Raw genomic sequence first — 17,925 nt, 5'->3', positions numbered from 1 at the left:
TCACCCCACATCCGGCATGCCTTTGTAGGCCCGCCGCTCAATCATTTTAATACCGACATTGGAGATCAGGGTGACCATGAGATAGAGACACCCGGCGGCCGAAAAAAACAGGAAATAGGCTTTGGTGGCCCCCCCGGCCTGGCGGGTGGCCAGGGTCAGTTCCGTAAACCCCACCACAGCCAGCAAGGCCGTATCCTTGGTGGCGATGAGCCAGAGATTGGAAAGCCCCGGGATGGCATGGGGAAGCATGGCCGGCAGGGTAATCCGCCTCAGGAGAAGTCCCTGACTCATTCCATAGGCCCGGCCCGCTTCAATCTGACCGGGATGGATGGCCTTGATGGCACCGCGAAGCACCTCAGTTGAATAGGCCCCCTGAACCACGCCAATCACGAGGATCCCCGCCACAAGCCCGTTGATGTCCACGGGACTGGCCCCGAACATCACCAGAAGGCGGTTGACCACATCCGACCCGGCATAAAAGAGCAGGACGATCAGGACCAGCTCAGGTATGGCCCGGATGACCGTGGTATACGCCTCCAGAATATCCCGCAGCACGGGTCCCCCGTATAGCTTGCCAAAGGCGCCGCCAATACCGATCATCAAACCCACCAGGTATCCGCCGACGGCGACGGTCATGGACATGGCCAGGCCTTTCAGCAAAACCCCTCCCCATCCCGGCGGTGACAGGGCAAGCAGTTCCAGGGCGCTCATGGTTTCTCCCCATTTTTTAGAATACGGGTTGCAGATGAGAAAGGGGCACCGGCCCCTTTCAGACAAATCCTTTAGTCGCCGTAGACATCTACTTTAAAATATTTTTCGGTAATTTCCTTATACTTGCCATTGGCCCGGATGGCTTTGATGGCGGCATTGATTTTTGACTTGAGGTCATCGCTTCCCTTGCGCAGGCCGACGCCGACCCCACGTCCCAGGATGGCGGGATCGTCAATGGCAGCACCTTTGAGATCACAGCATGATTTTCCTTCTTTGCTCTCCAAAAATTCGATCATGGCCAGGGAGTCTGCCTGGGTGGCGTCGATACGGCCGGAGATCAGATCCTGGTTGATTTCATCCTGGGTCTGGTATTGTTTGACCTTGGCACCCTTATAGTGTTTTGCGGCATAGGATGCATGGGTGGTGGCCGTCTGGACGCCGAGGATCTTGCCCTTCAGCCCGGCAGGGGTGGCGTCAAATTTCATGGTTTTGGTCCCCACCACATAGGCCGGCGTATTGAAATACTTATCTGTAAAATCAATGGATTTAAGGCGTTCTTCGGTGATGGACATGGAGCCCATGATCATATCGATCTTCTTTGAAATCAATGCCGGAATAATCCCGTCCCAGGAAGTGGGCGCCAGTTCATAATCCAGTCCGGCTTCCTGGCAGACGGCTTCGATGATTTCAATTTCCCAACCGGTCCAGTTACCGGAGGCGTCGGGTACGGTGAAAGGAGGATAGGGTTCCGCACCAAACCCCACACGGATCTTCCCGGCATTTGCCATGCTGGTGCTGAAAACAATGACGACAAGTACGAGTAACATCTTTTTCACGATTTGGGCCATTTCAATCTCCTTTGCGTTAGTAATATTGTTGACACGGGTCCACCATTCATTTTCCCCTCTAGGAAATCGAACAGATAAACCGCTTTAAATGCTCTGATTCGGGCGCACCGAATATCGCCTTGGGGCCCCCCTCCTCTTCTATGATACCGTTGTTGAGAAAAATAATTTTATCGGCCACCTCCTGGGCAAATTTCATTTCATGGGTGACAATGAGCATAGTCCGTCCCTCCTTGGCCAGATCGCCCATAACAGATAGCACCTCGCCAATCAGTTCCGGATCCAGGGCGGATGTGGGTTCGTCAAAGAGCATGACCTCAGGCTCAATGGCCAGGGCCCTTGCAATGGCGGCCCGCTGCTGCTGCCCCCCGGAGAGGAATGCCGGATAGGTATCCCTTTTTTCGTAAAGCCCCACCCGATGAAGCAGACTGTCGGCCATTTCCACAGCCTCTGATTTTTTCCTGCCCAGGACATGGACGGGCACCTCTATGACATTTTCCAGAAGGGTCATGTGCTGCCAGAGATTGAAACCCTGAAACACCATGGCCAGCCGGGTGCGAATTCGCCGCACCTGTTCCGGATCGGCCGGTTTCAATCCGCCTTTTCCATCGCTTTTCAGTTTAATTTCTTCGCCGTGGACCCTGATGCGGCCTTTGGTAGGGGATTCCAGCATATTGATGCATCGCAGCATGGTGGACTTGCCGGATCCGCTCCCGCCGATGATGGCGACCACATCCCCCTGGCCCGCATCAAGGGAGACCCCTTTGAGTACATCAATGGCACCGAATGATTTGTGGAGGTCAATGACTTCAATGGCTTTTTCCGAAGTATTTCGATCTGATGCCCCTGGCCGACGATGCGCATTATTAATGGGTGATCCGTCCAAATCGCTTCTCCATTGTATACATTTTTTGTCTTTCTATTTCTGCATCCACTAACATTGTGCATGGCATTTGTCAACATCAATTATGGTAATTTTTTGCGCTGCCCCCAGAACCACACATAGTTCAATTTAACAGTCAATGCAACCAGTTAAATCCAGTCTCCCCTTCCAGAAAAATTCTATTGAAAAACCTTGACTGTTGATTGTATACATTTTATGTATATAATTACCGCGCAAAAACCGGCGCCCTGGGGAATCGGAATCACCGTGCGCTTTTATGCGGCCAAGCCTCCCAGGACGGGGAAGGTGCATGACGGCCCTCCCCAGGTGGTTGACCGCCCATGATAAAGGGCATATTGAAAGATACGCGGAGGGTGGATCGGATGGGATCACACGGACTCTAAATCCGTGCAGCCGGGTGCGACTCCCGGACTCTCCGCCAACCCCATAAATGATGACTTTTTAAGAAATGAGGAAACAAGATGGCAGATTTCAACGGAATGCAGAAGGCCCTTGTCGGCTGTGACCAAGCCGCCCTTGAAAACCTGGTTAATAGTGCTTTGGATGAAGGAACGCCGGCCATCGACATTTTGAACCAGGGATTGATCGCCGGCATGGATATCGTCGGTGAAAAAATGGAAAACGGGGACATGTTCATCCCGGAAGTCCTCATGGCCGCCCAGGCCATGGGGGCCTGTGTCTCCGTCCTCAAGCCCCTGCTGGGTGAGGCCGGGGCCGCCCAGGGGTCCACTGTCATCATCGGTACCGTCAAAGGCGATCTCCACGATATCGGGAAGAACCTGGTGGCCATGATGATGGAAAGCGCCGGGATGACCGTTTATAATCTGGGGGTCGACATTGCCCCGGAAGAATTCGTGGCCCAGATCAGGGAAAAAGATGCCAAAATTGTCTGCCTCTCCGCCCTTTTGACCACCACCATGCCCGCCATGAAGCAGACCGTGGATGCCATTGTGGAAGCCGGACTGAGAGACCAGGTGAAAATAATGGTGGGCGGCGCCCCGGTGACCCAGGCCTTTGCCGACGAAATCGGGGCCGACGGCTTTGCCCCGGATGCCGGCTCGGCATCCAAAATGGCAAAAACCATGGCCGCCTGAGGGGGAGGGAAAAATGTTCCAAGTCATTGGTGAACGGATCAACACCTCCAGAAAAAATGTCCAGACGGCCGTGGCAGACCGGGATGCCCAATACATCATCAATGATGTCAAGCGCCAGGAATCCGCCGGCACCGCCTATATCGACGTTAACGCAGGGGCCCGGATCGGCCATGAAGCAGAGGATATGAAATGGCTCCTGGAAACCATCCAGCCCGAGGTATCCCGGCCCCTGGCCCTGGATTCACCGGACCCGGCCGTGCTGGAAATGGCCTTTGCCATGGTTGGCCAGCCCCCGATGATCAACTCCATTTCCCTTGAAAAGGAACGGTTCGATGCCATGCTCCCCTTTCTCAGCGGCAAGGACTGCAAGGTTATTGCCCTGTGCATGGATGATTCGGGCATGCCCCGATCCTCCCAAGACATTGTGGAACGGGCCAAAAGCCTGGTGGCGGCCCTGAATAAAATGGGGTTGCCCACGGCCAGTATCTATGTGGATCCACTGGTTCAGCCCATTTCCACGGATTCCGGCAAGGGCACCATGGTGCTGGACGCCGTCCGGGCCATAAAGGGGCTGTTCCCAGATGTCCACATCACCGGCGGCCTGTCCAATATTTCCTACGGCCTGCCCCAGCGGAAAATCATCAACAGGACCTTCATCACCCTGATGATGGATGCCGGCATGGATTCGGCCATCATTGACCCGCTTGATGAAAAGATCATGGCCACCATCAAAACGGCGGACATGCTTCTGGGCCACGACCCGTTCTGCATGGATTACCTCAAGGGTGTCCGGGCGGGCATCATTGTAAGTTAAAGTGATGCCCCTCGATCTTTCCCCGCTGCTGGCCCGCCTTGAAAAGGAGGCCCCTGCCCGTAAAAAAGAGATCCGCTTTCTCCTGGGCCTGACAACGCCCGAGGATCTGGGCCGGCTCTTTGATGCCGCAGCCAGGGTCAGGGACCGGCATTTCGGCTCCCGGATCTTTTTTTACGGATTCCTCTATTTTTCAACCTACTGCCGGAACAACTGCCGGTTCTGCCAGTACCGGCGGTCCAACCGCGCCCAGCCCCGGTATCGGAAAACCGAAGCGCAGATCATGGAAGCCGCGGCCATCATGGCGGACTCAGGGGTCCATCTCATCGACCTGACCATGGGGGAAGATCCGGTCTGGCAGGGCATGGACGGCATCCGCCGCCTCACGGACCTGGCCGTACAGGTACAGCAGAAAACCGGTCTGCCGGTGATGATCTCCCCCGGGATGCTTTCCCCGTCCGGGGTCAGCCATATGGCGGCCAGGGGCATCCACTGGTATGCCTGCTACCAGGAGACCCACAACCGGGCGCTTTTCGACCGGCTCAGGCCCGGCCAGGACTACGATGACAGGTGGGCCGCCAAAACAGCGGCCAGGGAGGCGGGCATGCTCATCGAAGAGGGGATTCTCGCCGGCGTGGGCGAAACCTTGGAAGACATTGCCGACTCCATCCTGGCCATGGCAGCGCTTAACGTTGACCAGGCCAGGGTCATGTCCTTTGTGCCCCAGCCCGGCACCCCCATGGCCCACCTGGCATCCCGGAACCGCCTCAGGGAATTGACGACCATCGCCGTCATGCGCCTGGTGCTCAAAGACTGCCTGATTCCGGCCTCCCTTGATGTGGACGGGCTGGACGGGCTGCTTCCCCGGCTCAATGCCGGGGCAAACGTGGTCACATCCATTGTCCCGCCGGAACATGGCCTTGCCGGAGTCGCCAACCCGGCCCTGGACATAGAAGCCGCCAGACGGTCGCTGGACCATGTGCTGCCGGTACTGGACCGCAGCGGGCTCTCCCCGGCATCCGAAACGGAATACCGGGACTGGATCCAGGCCCGGCGCCATCTTTGCCTTGCCCGGACCCCCAATTGATATAAAAACCCTTTACATCTTTTTTTGCCAACGCCTTGCATTTTCATTTTCTGCCCGGTATACGTTTCTACCTATAGAAACAAGAATTATAATAATAAATAAAGGAGTAACCCATGGCAAAAACAATAAACCGGTCCATACCGGCCGGGATTTTCTTATGTCTCTTTATCTTGGCTGTCACAGCCCCGATCCAGGCGGCCGAGCCGGTGAAAATCGGCATGGTGACCACCCTGTCCACCAAGGCCGGGTACCTGGGCGAGGACATCCGCGACGGGTTTAAACTGGCCATCAGCCAGGAAGACGGGAAACTGGGGGGCGTGCCCGTGGAACTGCTGGTGGAGGACGACGGCAGAAAACCGGGAAAGGGCAAGCAGATCGCCGAACGGTTCATCAAAAAGGATGGTGTAAAAATCCTCACCGGCATTGTCTTTTCCAATGTGGCCATGGCCGTTGTGCCCAAGGTGGTCCGCCAGGAAGTCGTTTACCTGAGCCCCAATGCCGCCCCCTCCAAGCTGGCCGGTTCCGGGTGCAACCCAAACTACTTTGCCGTATCCTACCAGAACGACAACCTGGACGAGGTGGTGGGACAATACGTTGCGGATGAAGGATACAAGAGCGTTTACCTGCTGGCCCCCAATTATCCGGCGGGGAAGGACCACCTGGCCGGATTCAAGCGGTATTACAAAGGCGAAATTTCAGGCGAGGTCTACACCAAGCTGGGCCAGTCCGACTATGCCGCAGAAATCGCCTCCCTCCGCGCGGCCAAGCCTGCTGCGGTATTTTTCTTTCTGCCCGGGGGCATGGGCATCAACTTCCTGAAGCAGTATTCCCAGGCCGGCCTCTCCAAAGAGATCCCGGTCTTCGGCCCGGCCTTTTCCTTTGACGAGCGCATCCTCAAGGCTGTGGGTCCGGCTGCCCTGGGGGTGAAAAACGGTTCCCAGTGGACCCACGACCTGGGCAACCCGGCCAATAAACAATTTGTGGAAGCCTATAAAAAGGCCTATAACCGCATGCCCACCCTCTATGCGGCCCAGGGCTACGACACGGCCCGGCTCATCGGCAGCGCCCTCAGGGCCGTGGCCGGAAACCTAGACGATCTGTCCGCTTTCAGGACGGCGGTGAAAAAAGCCGACTTCGACTCCGTCCGGGGCAACTTCAGCTTCGCCGACAACCAGCATCCGGTCCAGGACCTCTATATACGGGAGGTCATTGAAAAGGACGGCGGTTTCACCAATAAAACCGTGAAAAAGGTATTTACCGACCACGTGGATGCCTATATCTCCCAGTGTAAGATGCAGTAAAGGAGTCCCCTGGGACTGGACCGGCAATGCGCCGGTCCGGCCCCGCCCGTCACCATGCTTCTCTTTGCAGAACAGCTTTTAAACGGCCTGCAGCTGGGCATTACCCTGTTTTTGATGTCCGCCGGGCTCACCCTGGTCTTCGGGATCATGCAGGTCATCAACCTGGCCCACGGTTCTTTTTACATGATCGGGGCCTATGTATGCGCCACCGTGGCCGCCCGCACCGGCTCCTTTGCCCTGGGGCTGCTGGCGGCCCTTCCGGCGGCGGCCGCCGCCGGCATGGCCGCGGAGTTCGTCATCTTCCGCCGCCTGTATGACCGGGATCACCTGGACCAGGTCCTGGCCACCTTCGGCCTGATCATGTTCTTCAACGAACTGGTGAGGATCATCTGGGGCCGCCAGCCCCTGTTCATGGATGTGCCGGCCTGGCTTTCCGGCAGCGTTGAACTGGCCCCGGGGCTGCACTATCCCTTGTACCGGCTGGCCGTCATCCTTGTGGGACTTTCCGTGGCCCTGTTCTTATGGGTGATCTTTTCCAAAACCCGGCTGGGGATGCAGATCCGGGCCGGGGCCGCCAACCGGGCCATGATCGGGGCCCTGGGGGTGAACATCCGGCGGCTCTACACCTGGGTGTTCGGACTGGGGGCACTTTTGGCCGGACTGGCCGGGGTCATGGCCGGCCCCATCCTGGCCGTGGAATCGGGCATGGGGGAAAGCATTCTCATCCTCACCTTTGTGGTCATCGTCATCGGCGGCATCGGCTCGGTCCGGGGCGCCGTTGTGGGGGCGCTGCTGGTGGGGCTGGTGGACACCCTGGGCCGGGCCTTTCTCCCGGCGCTTTTCCGACTGGTCTTTCACTCCGGAGCGGCGGACAATGCCGCGGCATCCATAGCCTCCATGTCCATTTACATTCTCATGGCCGCCATCCTGGTATGGAAACCCCGCGGCCTCTTCCCTGCACAGAATTCATGAATATGTCAAAACGCAGAACCATTGCCGTTGCAACCGGCACCCTTTTCCTGGCCCTGCTGCCCGTGGCCGCCAATGCCATGGGCCAGGCGTATTATATCTCCTTTTTCAGCCGGGTGCTCATCTACGCCATGGCTGCGGTGAGCCTGGACCTTCTCCTGGGCTACGGGGGCATGGTCAGCCTGGGCCATGCGGCCTATGTGGGAATCGGGGCCTACGTGGTGGGCATCCTTTTTTTCCATTCATCGGAGGGAACCCCCCTTTTCAGTGTTCCCTTTCTTTTTAACGGCAGTGAAAATGCATTGGTGGTCCTCCCGCTGGCAGCACTCACCGCCGCCCTGTTTGCAACCCTGTTCGGCGCCTTGAGCCTGCGGACCAAGGGAATGCACTTTATCATGATCACCCTGGCCTTTGCCCAGATGCTCTTCTATTTTTTTGTATCCCTGGAAAAATACGGAGGAAACGACGGGATCTCCCTTTATGCCAGATCATCCCTGCCGGGACTGGATCTGGGGAACGATATCCAGTTTTACTATCTCTGCCTGGGTCTGTTGTCAGGGATGTTGTTTCTGGCCCTGCGCCTGGTGAAGTCCCGTTTCGGCCTGGTACTCCGGGGGGGATGCGACAATGAGCGGCGGCTTCGCGCCCTGGGTCTGAGCCCGTACAGATATCAGCTCTTCTGCTTTATGGTGGCCGGAGCCGGGGCCGGCCTGGCCGGCGGCCTTCTGGCCAACCAGACCGAATATGTCAGCCCGGCGCTGATGCACTGGACCCTCTCCGGGGAACTCATGGTCATGGTCCTTATCGGGGGCATGGGCACCCTGTTCGGCCCGGTGCTGGGGGCGGCGGTATTTCTATTCATGGAGGAGACCCTGGCCATGTATACGGAACACTGGATGATATACATGGGACCCTTTCTTGTGCTGGTGGTCATCTTTGCCAAACAGGGACTGTTCGGCCTGATCGCGGGGGGCCACCGCCATGGATGAATTTATTTTAAAAACCGTCTTTCTTAACAAATCCTTCGGAGCCCTGACAGCCACCAAAAACCTGAACATGAACATCGCCAGGGGCCATATCCACGCCCTCATCGGCCCCAACGGCGCAGGCAAAACCACCCTGGTCAACCAGATCAGCGGTGATATGTCTCCGGACAGCGGAACCGTTATGTTTAACGGCCGGGATGTGACTGCCCTCAGTGCCCACCGCCGGGCCCGGCTGGGCATGGCCCGGTCCTTTCAGATCACCCATATTTTTGACAACCTCACGGTGGAAGAAAACATGGCCCTGGCCATCTGCGCCCACAACGGCCACAATTTCAGATTCTGGCGCCACAGCCTGGCCAGTTCCGTGGTCAAAGAGAAACTGCCCGAGGCCCTGGCCCGGGTGGACCTTGACCGCCGGGCCGGGCTGCCGGCCCGGCATCTCTCCCACGGGGAAAAACGGCAGCTTGAGGTGGGCATGGCCCTCACAGGCGATCCGGAACTTCTTATTCTGGACGAGCCCATGGCCGGGATGGGCCCCGGGGGTACGGTGGAACTCTCCAGGCTGATCCAGGGGTTGAAAGGCACCCTGACCATCCTTCTGGTGGAGCATGACATGGATGTGGTCTTTTCTTTGGCCGACATGGTGACGGTCCTGGTCTACGGCGAAAACATCGCCACGGCCCCGCCCGGTGAAATCCGTAAAAATGATCAGGTACGGGCCGCCTACCTGGGGGAGGACGATCAATGCTGAAGGTGAAAAACATTGAAACCTTTTACGGGGAGAGCCAGGCCCTGTTCGGGGTCTCCCTTGACATCGGGGAATCCGAGGTGGTCACCCTCCTGGGCCGCAACGGCATGGGAAAAAGCACCACCATTAAATCCGTCATGGGCCTCACCCCGGTGAAAACCGGAGACATCACCTTCAGGGGCCGTCCCATCCACGCCGCCCCGCCCTATGCCATTGCCCGGCTGGGCATCGGACTGGTCCCGGAAGGCCGGCAGATATTCCCCAATCTCACGGTGAAAGAAAATATCATGGCAACGGCGGCCAATCCCACCAACGCCCCCTCCCCCTATACCCTCGGGGAGGTGCTTAGCCTTTTTCCCCGGCTGAAGGAACGGCTGACCCACTACGGCAACCAGCTCTCCGGCGGGGAACAGCAGATGCTGGCCATTGCCCGGGCCCTAATGATCAACCCCAGGCTGCTCATCCTTGACGAGGCCACCGAAGGCCTGGCCCCCCTGGTCCGCAAGGAGATATGGGACAGCCTGGCCGCCCTCAAGGACAAGGGCATGTCCATCCTCATCGTGGATAAAAACATCAAGGCCCTCATGGCCCTGGCCCGGCGCCACTATATCATGGAAAGGGGAGAAATCGTCTGGTCGGGCACCACGGCCGACCTCCAGGCCGACCCGGCATGCCTGTCCCGCTACCTGGGGGTCTGACCCCGCCCCGGCAGCAACGATTGTATTTTAGCGAGTAAAAGATCCAGGGCCGCTTCACTCCGGCCCCCGTCGGTGATAATGATGTCCGCATGGGACTTGGCGGGTTCAACATATTGGTCATGCATGGGCTTGACCGTTTCAAGATACTGGCGGACCACGGACTCCCGGGTCCGCCCCCGGTGCTTCACATCCCGCTCCATCCTCCGGATGAACCTGAGATCCGGGTCCGTCTCCACATACACCTTCAGGTCCATGAGTTCCCTCAATGCCGGATCATCGAAAATCAAAATGCCGTCGATGATGATAACACCTGAGGGAAGAATGGTCCGGGTCTCCGCTTTGCGCAGGTGGGTGGAAAAATCGTACTGGGGGGCCTCCACGGGCCGCCCGCCGATGAGTTCCCGAAGCTGGGCGGTCAAAAGCTCTGTTTCCAGGGCACCGGGATGGTCGTAATTGGCGCTTGCCCGTTTTGACGGGGACAAATGGGGATGATGCCTGTAATACCAGTCGTGCTGAATCACCACAACGGCCCCGGACCCGGTGTGTTCCAGGATGCGGTTGATCAGCGTGGTCTTTCCGGCACCGGAGCCCCCGGCAATACCGATCACATATGATTCAGCCCTGTTCATCTCCCCTCCTTTCCGTTTCATTGTACACTTATCCCGGATAGGATTAAAGATCTACCCCGCCATCCGGCCAAAATCAATCCTTTTCCCGGCCTGCCCTCACAGGTGCCGCGCATTCAGCGAAAATATAGAAAAATATCCCCGAAGACGTTCCAAATTCAACATCAACCTGTTATCCTTGCCCGCGTCGGGATCACCAGGATTGCCGGATACAGGAGGTAAACATATGGCAGAGAATTTCAAACTGGCCGTGGCCCAGGTCCCCTCGGTAAAGGGGGATGTTTCAGCGAATATCCAAACCCACCTTGGGGCGGTGGGGAAAGCGGCACAAATCGGGGTGTCATACATTGTATTTCCGGAATTATCCCTCACCGGATATGAGCCGGAATTGGCGGAGAACCTGGCCTTTTCAAAAAAAGATCCCCGGCTTACCCCTTTAATTGACGCTGCAAAGAACCATAAAATTCATATTGTTGCAGGCGCCCCTTTGCAGGCGGAAGGCCGTCCCCGTATTGGTGAATTTATTTTCTCCCCCCACGGCGGTACGGAGACCTATGCCAAGATGAATCTACATCCGGGGGAAGAACAGTATTTCTCAGTTGGGGGGGAGTATCATTCCGTCAATACAGGCGGACAGAAGATCTTTAACGCAATCTGCGCAGACACCAACAACACCCGCCATGCCCAGATCTGTGCACAGATGGGGGCAACGGTTTATATTGCCGGCGTTCTCATCAGTGCCAGCGGGTATGACGCAGACACCCAAAAACTGGCCGCCTATTCCAAAGCGCATGGGTGCCTGGTTGCAATGGCAAACCATAATCAACCCACCGGCGGGTGGGTACCCGTGGGCAAAAGCGCCATTTGGGACGCGTCCCGTCTGATTGCAGTTGCCGATGAGACCCGGAGTGAATTGGTTGTCGCAACCTTTACCCCCCATGGGTGGAAGGGGGAGGTGGCTGCACTCTGAGGATAAATCCGATGTAAAAACCGCTGCCGGCTGCCGGTGTTTATTTACCTGATTCAAAGGGTTTAAAAGAGATGGTTCCAACACTGAAAACAAAACGGCTGACATTGCGGCCCCTGGCATTTTCCGACCGGGATGCCCTGGTTGACGCCATCATGTCAGATAAGGATGTAATGAAATGGCTGCCCCGTTCCGATGAAGCGTCAACCCCTGAAGGCCTGGGAAAAGCGGAGGCCGGATACCTTGAGGACTTCATCCCCCCCTGGGATGAGCTGGGCTATGGGGTCTGGGCGGTCTGTATTGGCGAGCCCGGCCTGGGAACATTGGGAGATTTCATCGGGTATTGCGGATTTATTCCCGAACAGATCAAAGGCGCAGGGCCTGAAATCGCCTATGCCCTGAGAAAATCCATGTGGGGACGTGGATTGGCCACCGAAGCCCTGGGCGCATGCCTGGACTGGATATTCACCAGGCCGGAAATCCGCCGAGTCCATGCCGTGACCGATACAGGGAACCGGGCCTCACGCCATGTCATGAAAAAAGCAGGCATGTCCCATCAAGAGGATGTGGACCTTTATGATTCCGTGGCCAAGGGCGACGGCCTGCTCCCCCTTTATTCCCTTGACCGCGCGGGATACCGCAGGGGAACCGGGCAATGCAGCGGGCTGCTCATCAGGGAAGCGCAAGAGCCGGACTGCATCAACCTGGCCGCCCTTTCCCTTGAGGTCTGGTTTACCACCTACTCCTTTGACGGCATCCGGACGGAAAATTCGGAATATGCCCTATCCATGTTCACCGAGGACCGTTTCAAATCAATCCTGGCCGACGGCGGGTATAGACTGCTGGTATGCACCCAGGGCATCTACCTGAGGGGATACGTCCTGTTAAATCTCGACTCCCGGTCCCAAGGAGAAGCAAAGGGTTTTGAAATCGATAAACTCTATGTCCAGAAGCCCTTCCAGGGAAGGGGGATCGGGAAAGCCCTCCTTCTGGAAGTCAAAGCCAGGTACGGAGAACGGTTCTGGCTTACCAGCTGGGTGTACAATAGATCCATCGGCTTTTACAAAAGATTCGGATTCAGGGACATCGGCCGGCATAACTTTAAACTGGGCGAGGATACCATTGAAAACCGTGTACTGGCCTATGGGTAAAAGGGGGACCGGAAAATGACCGGGGCCTGTGCCCCTGAATATAAAACCGGGCCGCCACCATGGCGACCCGGCCAAAAAGGAAAAGAGAAACAAAAGCTTGGGAGTTATGGCTCCTGGCAAAGTGAGCACATCAGCTGTATCCCAAAACATGTCCTTTATACGCCATAAGTTTAACCCCAACATGACATGGAGATTACCAAACGGTAATCTTTCAATCATCCTTGATCTTCCTCCAGGGCGAATGCCGCCGCACCCAGGGCGCCGATGATGCCGGGATGGGGCGGCACAAGGATCTCCCTGCCCATGCACCGTTCCAGGGCGGCCACCACCCCCCTGATCCGGGCCACGCCCCCTGAGATGGCAATTTTTTCAGCGGCCATGTCCGGGGCCACCCGTTTGGCCAAAGAAAAAGTCCGGGTGGCAATGGCCCGGTTGATCCCCGAAATAATTTCGCCGGTATCCACGCCCTGGGCGATGAGGGAAACCACCTCGCTTTCGGCGAACACCGTGCACATGTTGGAAATCCGGCAACGGCCCTTTTCTCCGGCATCCAGCCTGTCCATCTCGGAGATATCCATTTCCAGGACCCTGGCCATGGTCTCCAGAAACCGGCCCGTGCCGGCGGCGCATTTATCGTTCATGGCAAAGTTGACCACCTTTCCGGACTGGGGATGGATATAGATGGCCTTGGAATCCTGGCCGCCGATGTCGATGAGCAGGGAGGTGCCGGGGAAATAGGTCTGGATGCCCTTGGCGTGACAGACGATTTCGGTCTTGTCCAGGGTCCGGTTTTCCACCCGCTTCCGGCCGTAGCCTGTGGAAACAAGGGCCTTGAGATCCCCGGGTTCAAGTCCCGCCTCCCCCAGGGTCTGTTCCCTGACCCATGCAATGGCCTTTTCGTTTCTGGCACCGGTGGGCACCATGGCCCGGGAAAGGATCTTGGAATCTTTGTTGAGGATGACTGCGCAGCAGGTGGAACTGCCGATGTCGATGCCCATGTATGCCATTATCGTCTCCTTATCAGCCTAACCGTTCGTCAAATCTGCTCCAATATAATATCCGCTCGTATCGAATGCTTATGGTTACACAGGCCAGGCCCCAATTGTCAAGCCACGGCGAAATCAGGCGCAGGGCACCTCATCTATCTTTTCTTAACCCGGCCTTGGACAGGGCTGCCCCATGGGTGATCTGCACGGTTTGTCGCAGAACGCAGCCGGACCATTATTGCCAATAACGGCCCGGTACTCATTTCCCGCCATAATCTGCATTATTTGAAGCGCAACCAATGACACTGAATTCTGAAAACGCATCAATATGGAGGCATCAATTTGACATTCCGTATGCAGTCAGAATCTCCAGAATTTCTCCGTTTTTATGCATTCTTTCCAACGCCTGGTCAAAGCTTCTTTTAAAGCCGGACAATTCCTTTTGCTTTTTCTTTGAAAACCCAAAGTAATTATAATTTATTGTCAACTTTGGAAAAATTCGAAGGGGAAGTTGCTTGTCTGTGAGATTTAACCTTTTAAAGGAAGATTTTGCCTCTCTTAACTGTGTTGGTACAAAATCAACATATTCTTGAATCAACATTCTAAAGCACATATCAATATTGGGTACATACTCTATAGATAAACTTTTTTTTGCTTTTTCAAAATCCGGACCGACGCTCCACTTGAGAACCATTCCGATCTTTTTCCCCCTGAGTGAGGCCAGGTCTCCGTTCCAGAAACTCTGACTGCCTTGTCTGACAAAAAAGAAGGTTTCATCCTTGGCGAAAGGACGTTTTGTGTAATCCAGCCATTTTTCTCTTTCAGGAGTTTTATAAGGAGGAAACAATACGTCTGCAATACCATTTTTTACCATGTGCTGTGCCCTGGCCCAAGGGTAAAGGCGCACAATTATTCTATGCCCAAGCCTTTCGGTTATTTTTCTTGCAATGTCGACAGCGATTCCCCGAATATCACCGTCTTTATTTTTCTCAGAAAGAAGGGGAAAATCGCCTCCCGCAAAAATATATGTTTCGGCGTTGGCGCTTGCACTAAGCATCAGAATTATGAATAAAACGCATAAAATTTTTATACGGATAGCCATCATTCTTTTTCTACCATTTACATAAAAATTTCTCTATATTTTTATGTGAAATTCTAACCGTCAACGACAGTTAATACTGGATCAAATTGATTCTTAGAGAATACACCACATCAGTCAGGATTTTAGAATATCAACTGCATTTATCTTTGAACACGGCCCTGTTCAGTCAGGATATAGTTGAATAATTTTTGGGGCATGGCTCCATACAGCTTTATGGAAGAAGGATTAACTTGAAAACTTAAATATTGCATCAGCAGTCTGTCGCCACCGTCATGGATGTGAGGCATTATCCCAGCAAACCCAAAGCCTTCTTTTTCAAGCTGTTCAACCAGCCAGCACAAATGGCAGCTCTCCAGTGGCAAAAAAACATAAACAGCATCTGCTCGTTTTCGTTTGAATTCACACAGGGCGGTTTTTACCTCTTCTTTTGTTTTCCTGCCAATAGTATGAACAACAATAAATGCAGCATTATGTTCCTCCGGCATTGGCAGGATACTAACATTCGACAGGCCCGAAGCGGGTTTCATATCACCTGCCTTAAACTCTCTTGGTAGTTCAAGCCATTTGTAAATCTGAAAAACCATATCCTGGTGGCGTGGTGGGATATAGACGGTTCTTTGCGAGCGGTCAAAGGCATAATAATGGTTAATCACAGAACCTTTTTCCTGATTAGATGTTTCCAGTTGCCTTGCCTGCATCCCTTCGGCAACAATGCCGAATAATACACCGCAGGGGCGCGATCCTATGGCTTGCATTCCCTGCTGGGAAAAAGTGTGCGTGGTGACGGAACAATCAAATACCCCTGGATAATTGTTTAATCGTGCGAATTCCATTGCTTTTTTTCCCAAGGCAATTGCTAATCCTCCCTTTCGGTAAGCCGGGTCAACAAAAGCAAGGCCCATTTCCGGCACGTTGACTGCATTATCATGGTGCTTGAGGCCGATATGGCCAATCACAGCTTCACGCGTCGTATCAATGGCTATTATGGATATCAGTTCCCCGGATTCAACCTTCTGTTTAAGGGCGTTTATATCGTACAAAAGCGCCTCTTGGGTATACCCATAGCATTTCCAGGCCAATCGCATGACGTCTTGAAGTTCGCTCAATTCTGTAAGGCGGATCACGGGTTCACTTTTCAGTGTATGCTTCCGTTCCATTCGTGTGACATCACCCTTGAAAAGATCTTCTGGCAAAGACCCGGGTCTCAACGATTTTGTCAGGCGTGTCTCTCGACCGTCTCTTCCATTAATCAGGTATTCAATCTTGTCCATCCCTTGGTTTTCAGTAAAAGCGTCCGGGGCATTTTTTACTATTTCGCCTATGGGACGGGTATCTGTTTTTCTCCTTCCAAATGGAATACCCTTTTCCCGTATGGAAATCACTAATTGTAATTTTGTTGCAACAAATTCGAGATGAATGTAATCATAAATTTTTATCGGGGATGACAAATCGGATACTGAACTGTGGAAAGCCATTTCTACCGTTTTTACAATGGAAGACCGCTCCGTATCATTTAGTGACAGAAGGAGCCCTATCTGGTTGGTATATTCAATAATGCTCTGCATCATACAGATATGAGCCGGAACCGTCAGCTTCCCGAGGAAATGTTCATCTGAACGTCTGTTTTTTCTTCGCATATTATTCTGCTTTTATATTCATATGGCTTATTTTTAAAAATGGAATCAAAAGGCTGGCAGTGAGCATAATTAAGCCCGCGCAACAGGTCAGGATAACCTCTTTTTCCAGCCCGGCCGACACAGCCAGTCCTCCGACAAACGGGCCCGCAAAAAAACCAAGATCCACCATCTCCAGCATAAGATTGGCATTTACGCCTCTATATTCCGGTTTTGATACAACAAACATGAGACTGTTCAAAAGCGGCGTTGCAGCGCCGATGCCCATTCCATACATAATAGCGGCACAATAGAATTGCTTATAATAAGCCGCATACCCCAGAAACAACAGGCTAACCGCAAAGATGAAAAGACTGAGCATGCCCATTAAAGCCTTGTTGTATATATCAAACGAGGAACCCATTGCAATCCTGACAATAATCATGGTCAGGGTGGATATTGTAAAAAAAAGACCGACATCGCCAAAATCGGCTGCCCCAAAAAATGCTTTCAAGAAATAAAAAACCAATGCATATACTAAAAAAACAAGCCCGTTCACCAGAAGCAGTATAGATACCCTGGGGTGCCTTAGGTTCATCCAAAACTGCTTACATAGTTCTTCTTTGTCATTACGGCGGCATTTATCTTTAATATTTCTGTCACGCGCCCTCATGGAAAGCGGAATTAGCAGGAATGCGCAGGGTAGGATAAGAAACGCCATATATGAATAAACCTGGCGGCTAACAATAGGTAAATAACCACTTTCCAGGACCAAAGGGACTACGGCATAAGGAAGCAGTGTCATAATAGAAATAATGCTGAACCCCTGCCCGCTGTTTTCAGGCGGCATAAACACCATCAATAATATCACCGAGGACGACATGAGGAGAACGTATGCGGCACCGTGGAAAATCCGCAGTAAAATCAAAAAATATAATGATGATGTCGTACTGTATAGACATAAGCAGGTGACAATGAGGATCAGGCCAATGGCAATCGATTTGACTGCATGACGAGGGGTTAAAAACAGGCTGATTATTGGGCGGAAAATCAAGGCACTAACCGAAAAAATACCGATGACCCCGCCCCGCCATTCAATTGGTATCTGAAGCAACTCAAGATAATTGTAAAAATCGTAAAATACGGCAAGGTTACAGAATGAAAACAAAATGAAAATATTCAGAGTGATAAAACCCCAATTGAACAATTTATTGCCTAATTTCATTCAAACGTCCTTGCGTTGTCTTCATTGGAGAGCTTCTCTTAATTAAATCGGTTTCCATCGTGCATCAATTCCGACAAGCTATTCCACCATTCCATTTCAAA

General features: G+C 53.9%; 18 protein-coding genes. 10 read left to right on the top strand and 8 right to left on the bottom strand.

Going from position 1 to position 17,925, the window contains the following annotated elements; translation table 11 throughout:
- From HUN04_18055 to HUN04_18045, 3 genes are all read right to left on the bottom strand, one after another.
- Positions 1-711 (bottom strand): ABC transporter permease, encoded by a 711-nt coding sequence (locus HUN04_18055; GenBank protein ID WDP91498.1) that lies wholly within the window; start codon positions 709-711, stop codon positions 1-3.
- 71 nt (positions 712-782) lie between these two features.
- A complete protein-coding gene (locus HUN04_18050; GenBank protein ID WDP91497.1) occupies positions 783-1,559 on the bottom strand; it encodes a transporter substrate-binding domain-containing protein in 777 nt (258 codons plus the stop codon).
- A gap of 58 nt (positions 1,560-1,617) precedes the next feature.
- A complete protein-coding gene (locus HUN04_18045; protein ID WDP93334.1) occupies positions 1,618-2,370 on the bottom strand; it encodes an ATP-binding cassette domain-containing protein in 753 nt (250 codons plus the stop codon).
- 551 nt (positions 2,371-2,921) lie between these two features.
- Between HUN04_18045 and HUN04_18040 the strand changes: the two genes are divergently transcribed.
- From HUN04_18040 to HUN04_18005, 8 genes are all read left to right on the top strand, one after another.
- On the top strand, positions 2,922-3,554 hold the full coding sequence (locus HUN04_18040; GenBank protein ID WDP91496.1) for a corrinoid protein: 633 nt from the start codon (positions 2,922-2,924) through the stop codon (positions 3,552-3,554).
- 13 nt (positions 3,555-3,567) lie between these two features.
- A complete protein-coding gene (locus tag HUN04_18035; protein WDP91495.1) occupies positions 3,568-4,368 on the top strand; it encodes a dihydropteroate synthase in 801 nt (266 codons plus the stop codon).
- 4 nt (positions 4,369-4,372) lie between these two features.
- Positions 4,373-5,452 (top strand): methylornithine synthase PylB, encoded by a 1,080-nt coding sequence (gene pylB, locus HUN04_18030; GenBank protein ID WDP91494.1) that lies wholly within the window; start codon positions 4,373-4,375, stop codon positions 5,450-5,452.
- 113 nt (positions 5,453-5,565) lie between these two features.
- Positions 5,566-6,753, top strand: coding sequence for an ABC transporter substrate-binding protein (locus HUN04_18025; GenBank protein ID WDP91493.1), 1,188 nt, complete (start codon positions 5,566-5,568; stop codon positions 6,751-6,753).
- 54 nt (positions 6,754-6,807) lie between these two features.
- Positions 6,808-7,725 (top strand): branched-chain amino acid ABC transporter permease, encoded by a 918-nt coding sequence (locus HUN04_18020; protein ID WDP91492.1) that lies wholly within the window; start codon positions 6,808-6,810, stop codon positions 7,723-7,725.
- A 2-nt stretch (positions 7,726-7,727) separates the two neighbouring features.
- Entirely contained in the window at positions 7,728-8,711 is a 984-nt protein-coding gene (locus HUN04_18015; protein ID WDP91491.1) for a branched-chain amino acid ABC transporter permease, read from the top strand.
- Positions 8,704-9,459, top strand: a complete 756-nt coding sequence (locus tag HUN04_18010; GenBank protein WDP91490.1) for an ABC transporter ATP-binding protein — start codon at positions 8,704-8,706, stop codon at positions 9,457-9,459. Before HUN04_18015 ends, HUN04_18010 begins: the two co-directional genes overlap by 8 nt.
- The gene (locus HUN04_18005) at positions 9,453-10,154 is read left to right on the top strand and encodes an ABC transporter ATP-binding protein (protein WDP91489.1); all 702 of its coding nucleotides are present in this window, start codon (positions 9,453-9,455) and stop codon (positions 10,152-10,154) included. Before HUN04_18010 ends, HUN04_18005 begins: the two co-directional genes overlap by 7 nt.
- Here HUN04_18005 and udk read toward each other — a convergent pair.
- Complete coding sequence (udk, locus tag HUN04_18000; GenBank protein WDP93333.1) at positions 10,139-10,783, bottom strand: uridine kinase; 645 nt, start codon at positions 10,781-10,783, stop codon at positions 10,139-10,141. The two genes, HUN04_18005 and udk, sit on opposite strands and share 16 nt — an antisense overlap.
- A gap of 223 nt (positions 10,784-11,006) precedes the next feature.
- Here udk and HUN04_17995 point away from each other — a divergent pair, with 223 nt between their 5' ends.
- Positions 11,007-11,750, top strand: coding sequence for a carbon-nitrogen hydrolase family protein (locus HUN04_17995; protein ID WDP91488.1), 744 nt, complete (start codon positions 11,007-11,009; stop codon positions 11,748-11,750).
- 71 nt (positions 11,751-11,821) lie between these two features.
- Entirely contained in the window at positions 11,822-12,898 is a 1,077-nt protein-coding gene (locus HUN04_17990) for a GNAT family N-acetyltransferase (GenBank protein ID WDP91487.1), read from the top strand.
- A gap of 215 nt (positions 12,899-13,113) precedes the next feature.
- On the opposite strand, the gene HUN04_17985 is transcribed toward HUN04_17990, so the two are convergent.
- The 4 genes from HUN04_17985 to HUN04_17970 form a co-directional block, all read right to left on the bottom strand.
- Positions 13,114-13,905 carry a 2-hydroxyglutaryl-CoA dehydratase gene (locus tag HUN04_17985; protein WDP91486.1) on the bottom strand — a complete coding sequence of 264 codons (792 nt, stop codon included), beginning with the start codon at positions 13,903-13,905 and terminating at the stop codon, positions 13,114-13,116.
- A gap of 316 nt (positions 13,906-14,221) precedes the next feature.
- Positions 14,222-14,989, bottom strand: coding sequence for a transporter substrate-binding domain-containing protein (locus HUN04_17980; protein WDP91485.1), 768 nt, complete (start codon positions 14,987-14,989; stop codon positions 14,222-14,224).
- 137 nt (positions 14,990-15,126) lie between these two features.
- The gene (locus HUN04_17975) at positions 15,127-16,623 is read right to left on the bottom strand and encodes a GNAT family N-acetyltransferase (protein ID WDP91484.1); all 1,497 of its coding nucleotides are present in this window, start codon (positions 16,621-16,623) and stop codon (positions 15,127-15,129) included.
- A 1-nt stretch (position 16,624) separates the two neighbouring features.
- On the bottom strand, positions 16,625-17,824 hold the full coding sequence (locus HUN04_17970) for an MFS transporter (protein WDP91483.1): 1,200 nt from the start codon (positions 17,822-17,824) through the stop codon (positions 16,625-16,627).
- Positions 17,825-17,925 lie beyond the last annotated feature (101 nt).

The sequence above is a fragment of the Desulfobacter sp. genome, assembly GCA_028768525.1.
Taxonomy (GTDB): Bacteria; Desulfobacterota; Desulfobacteria; order Desulfobacterales; family Desulfobacteraceae; genus Desulfobacter.
The sequence above is the reverse complement of the archived record's forward strand: the minus strand, read 5'-3'. Positions and strand labels throughout refer to the sequence as shown.

Bases quoted from the DNA above. Each gene is read 5' to 3' on its own strand.
- HUN04_18055 (WDP91498.1), bottom strand. From the start codon at position 711: ATGAGCGCCCTGGAACTGCTTGCCCTGTCACCGCCGGGATGGGGAGGG.
- HUN04_18050 (WDP91497.1), bottom strand. From the start codon at position 1,559: ATGGCCCAAATCGTGAAAAAGATGTTACTCGTACTTGTCGTCATTGTT.
- HUN04_18040 (WDP91496.1), top strand. From the start codon at position 2,922: ATGGCAGATTTCAACGGAATGCAGAAGGCCCTTGTCGGCTGTGACCAA.
- HUN04_18035 (WDP91495.1), top strand. From the start codon at position 3,568: ATGTTCCAAGTCATTGGTGAACGGATCAACACCTCCAGAAAAAATGTC.
- pylB (WDP91494.1), top strand. From the start codon at position 4,373: ATGCCCCTCGATCTTTCCCCGCTGCTGGCCCGCCTTGAAAAGGAGGCC.
- HUN04_18025 (WDP91493.1), top strand. From the start codon at position 5,566: ATGGCAAAAACAATAAACCGGTCCATACCGGCCGGGATTTTCTTATGT.
- HUN04_18020 (WDP91492.1), top strand. From the start codon at position 6,808: ATGCTTCTCTTTGCAGAACAGCTTTTAAACGGCCTGCAGCTGGGCATT.
- HUN04_18015 (WDP91491.1), top strand. From the start codon at position 7,728: ATGTCAAAACGCAGAACCATTGCCGTTGCAACCGGCACCCTTTTCCTG.
- HUN04_18010 (WDP91490.1), top strand. From the start codon at position 8,704: ATGGATGAATTTATTTTAAAAACCGTCTTTCTTAACAAATCCTTCGGA.
- HUN04_18005 (WDP91489.1), top strand. From the start codon at position 9,453: ATGCTGAAGGTGAAAAACATTGAAACCTTTTACGGGGAGAGCCAGGCC.
- udk (WDP93333.1), bottom strand. From the start codon at position 10,783: ATGAACAGGGCTGAATCATATGTGATCGGTATTGCCGGGGGCTCCGGT.
- HUN04_17995 (WDP91488.1), top strand. From the start codon at position 11,007: ATGGCAGAGAATTTCAAACTGGCCGTGGCCCAGGTCCCCTCGGTAAAG.
- HUN04_17990 (WDP91487.1), top strand. From the start codon at position 11,822: ATGGTTCCAACACTGAAAACAAAACGGCTGACATTGCGGCCCCTGGCA.
- HUN04_17985 (WDP91486.1), bottom strand. From the start codon at position 13,905: ATGGCATACATGGGCATCGACATCGGCAGTTCCACCTGCTGCGCAGTC.
- HUN04_17980 (WDP91485.1), bottom strand. From the start codon at position 14,989: ATGATGGCTATCCGTATAAAAATTTTATGCGTTTTATTCATAATTCTG.
- HUN04_17975 (WDP91484.1), bottom strand. From the start codon at position 16,623: ATGCGAAGAAAAAACAGACGTTCAGATGAACATTTCCTCGGGAAGCTG.
- HUN04_17970 (WDP91483.1), bottom strand. From the start codon at position 17,824: ATGAAATTAGGCAATAAATTGTTCAATTGGGGTTTTATCACTCTGAAT.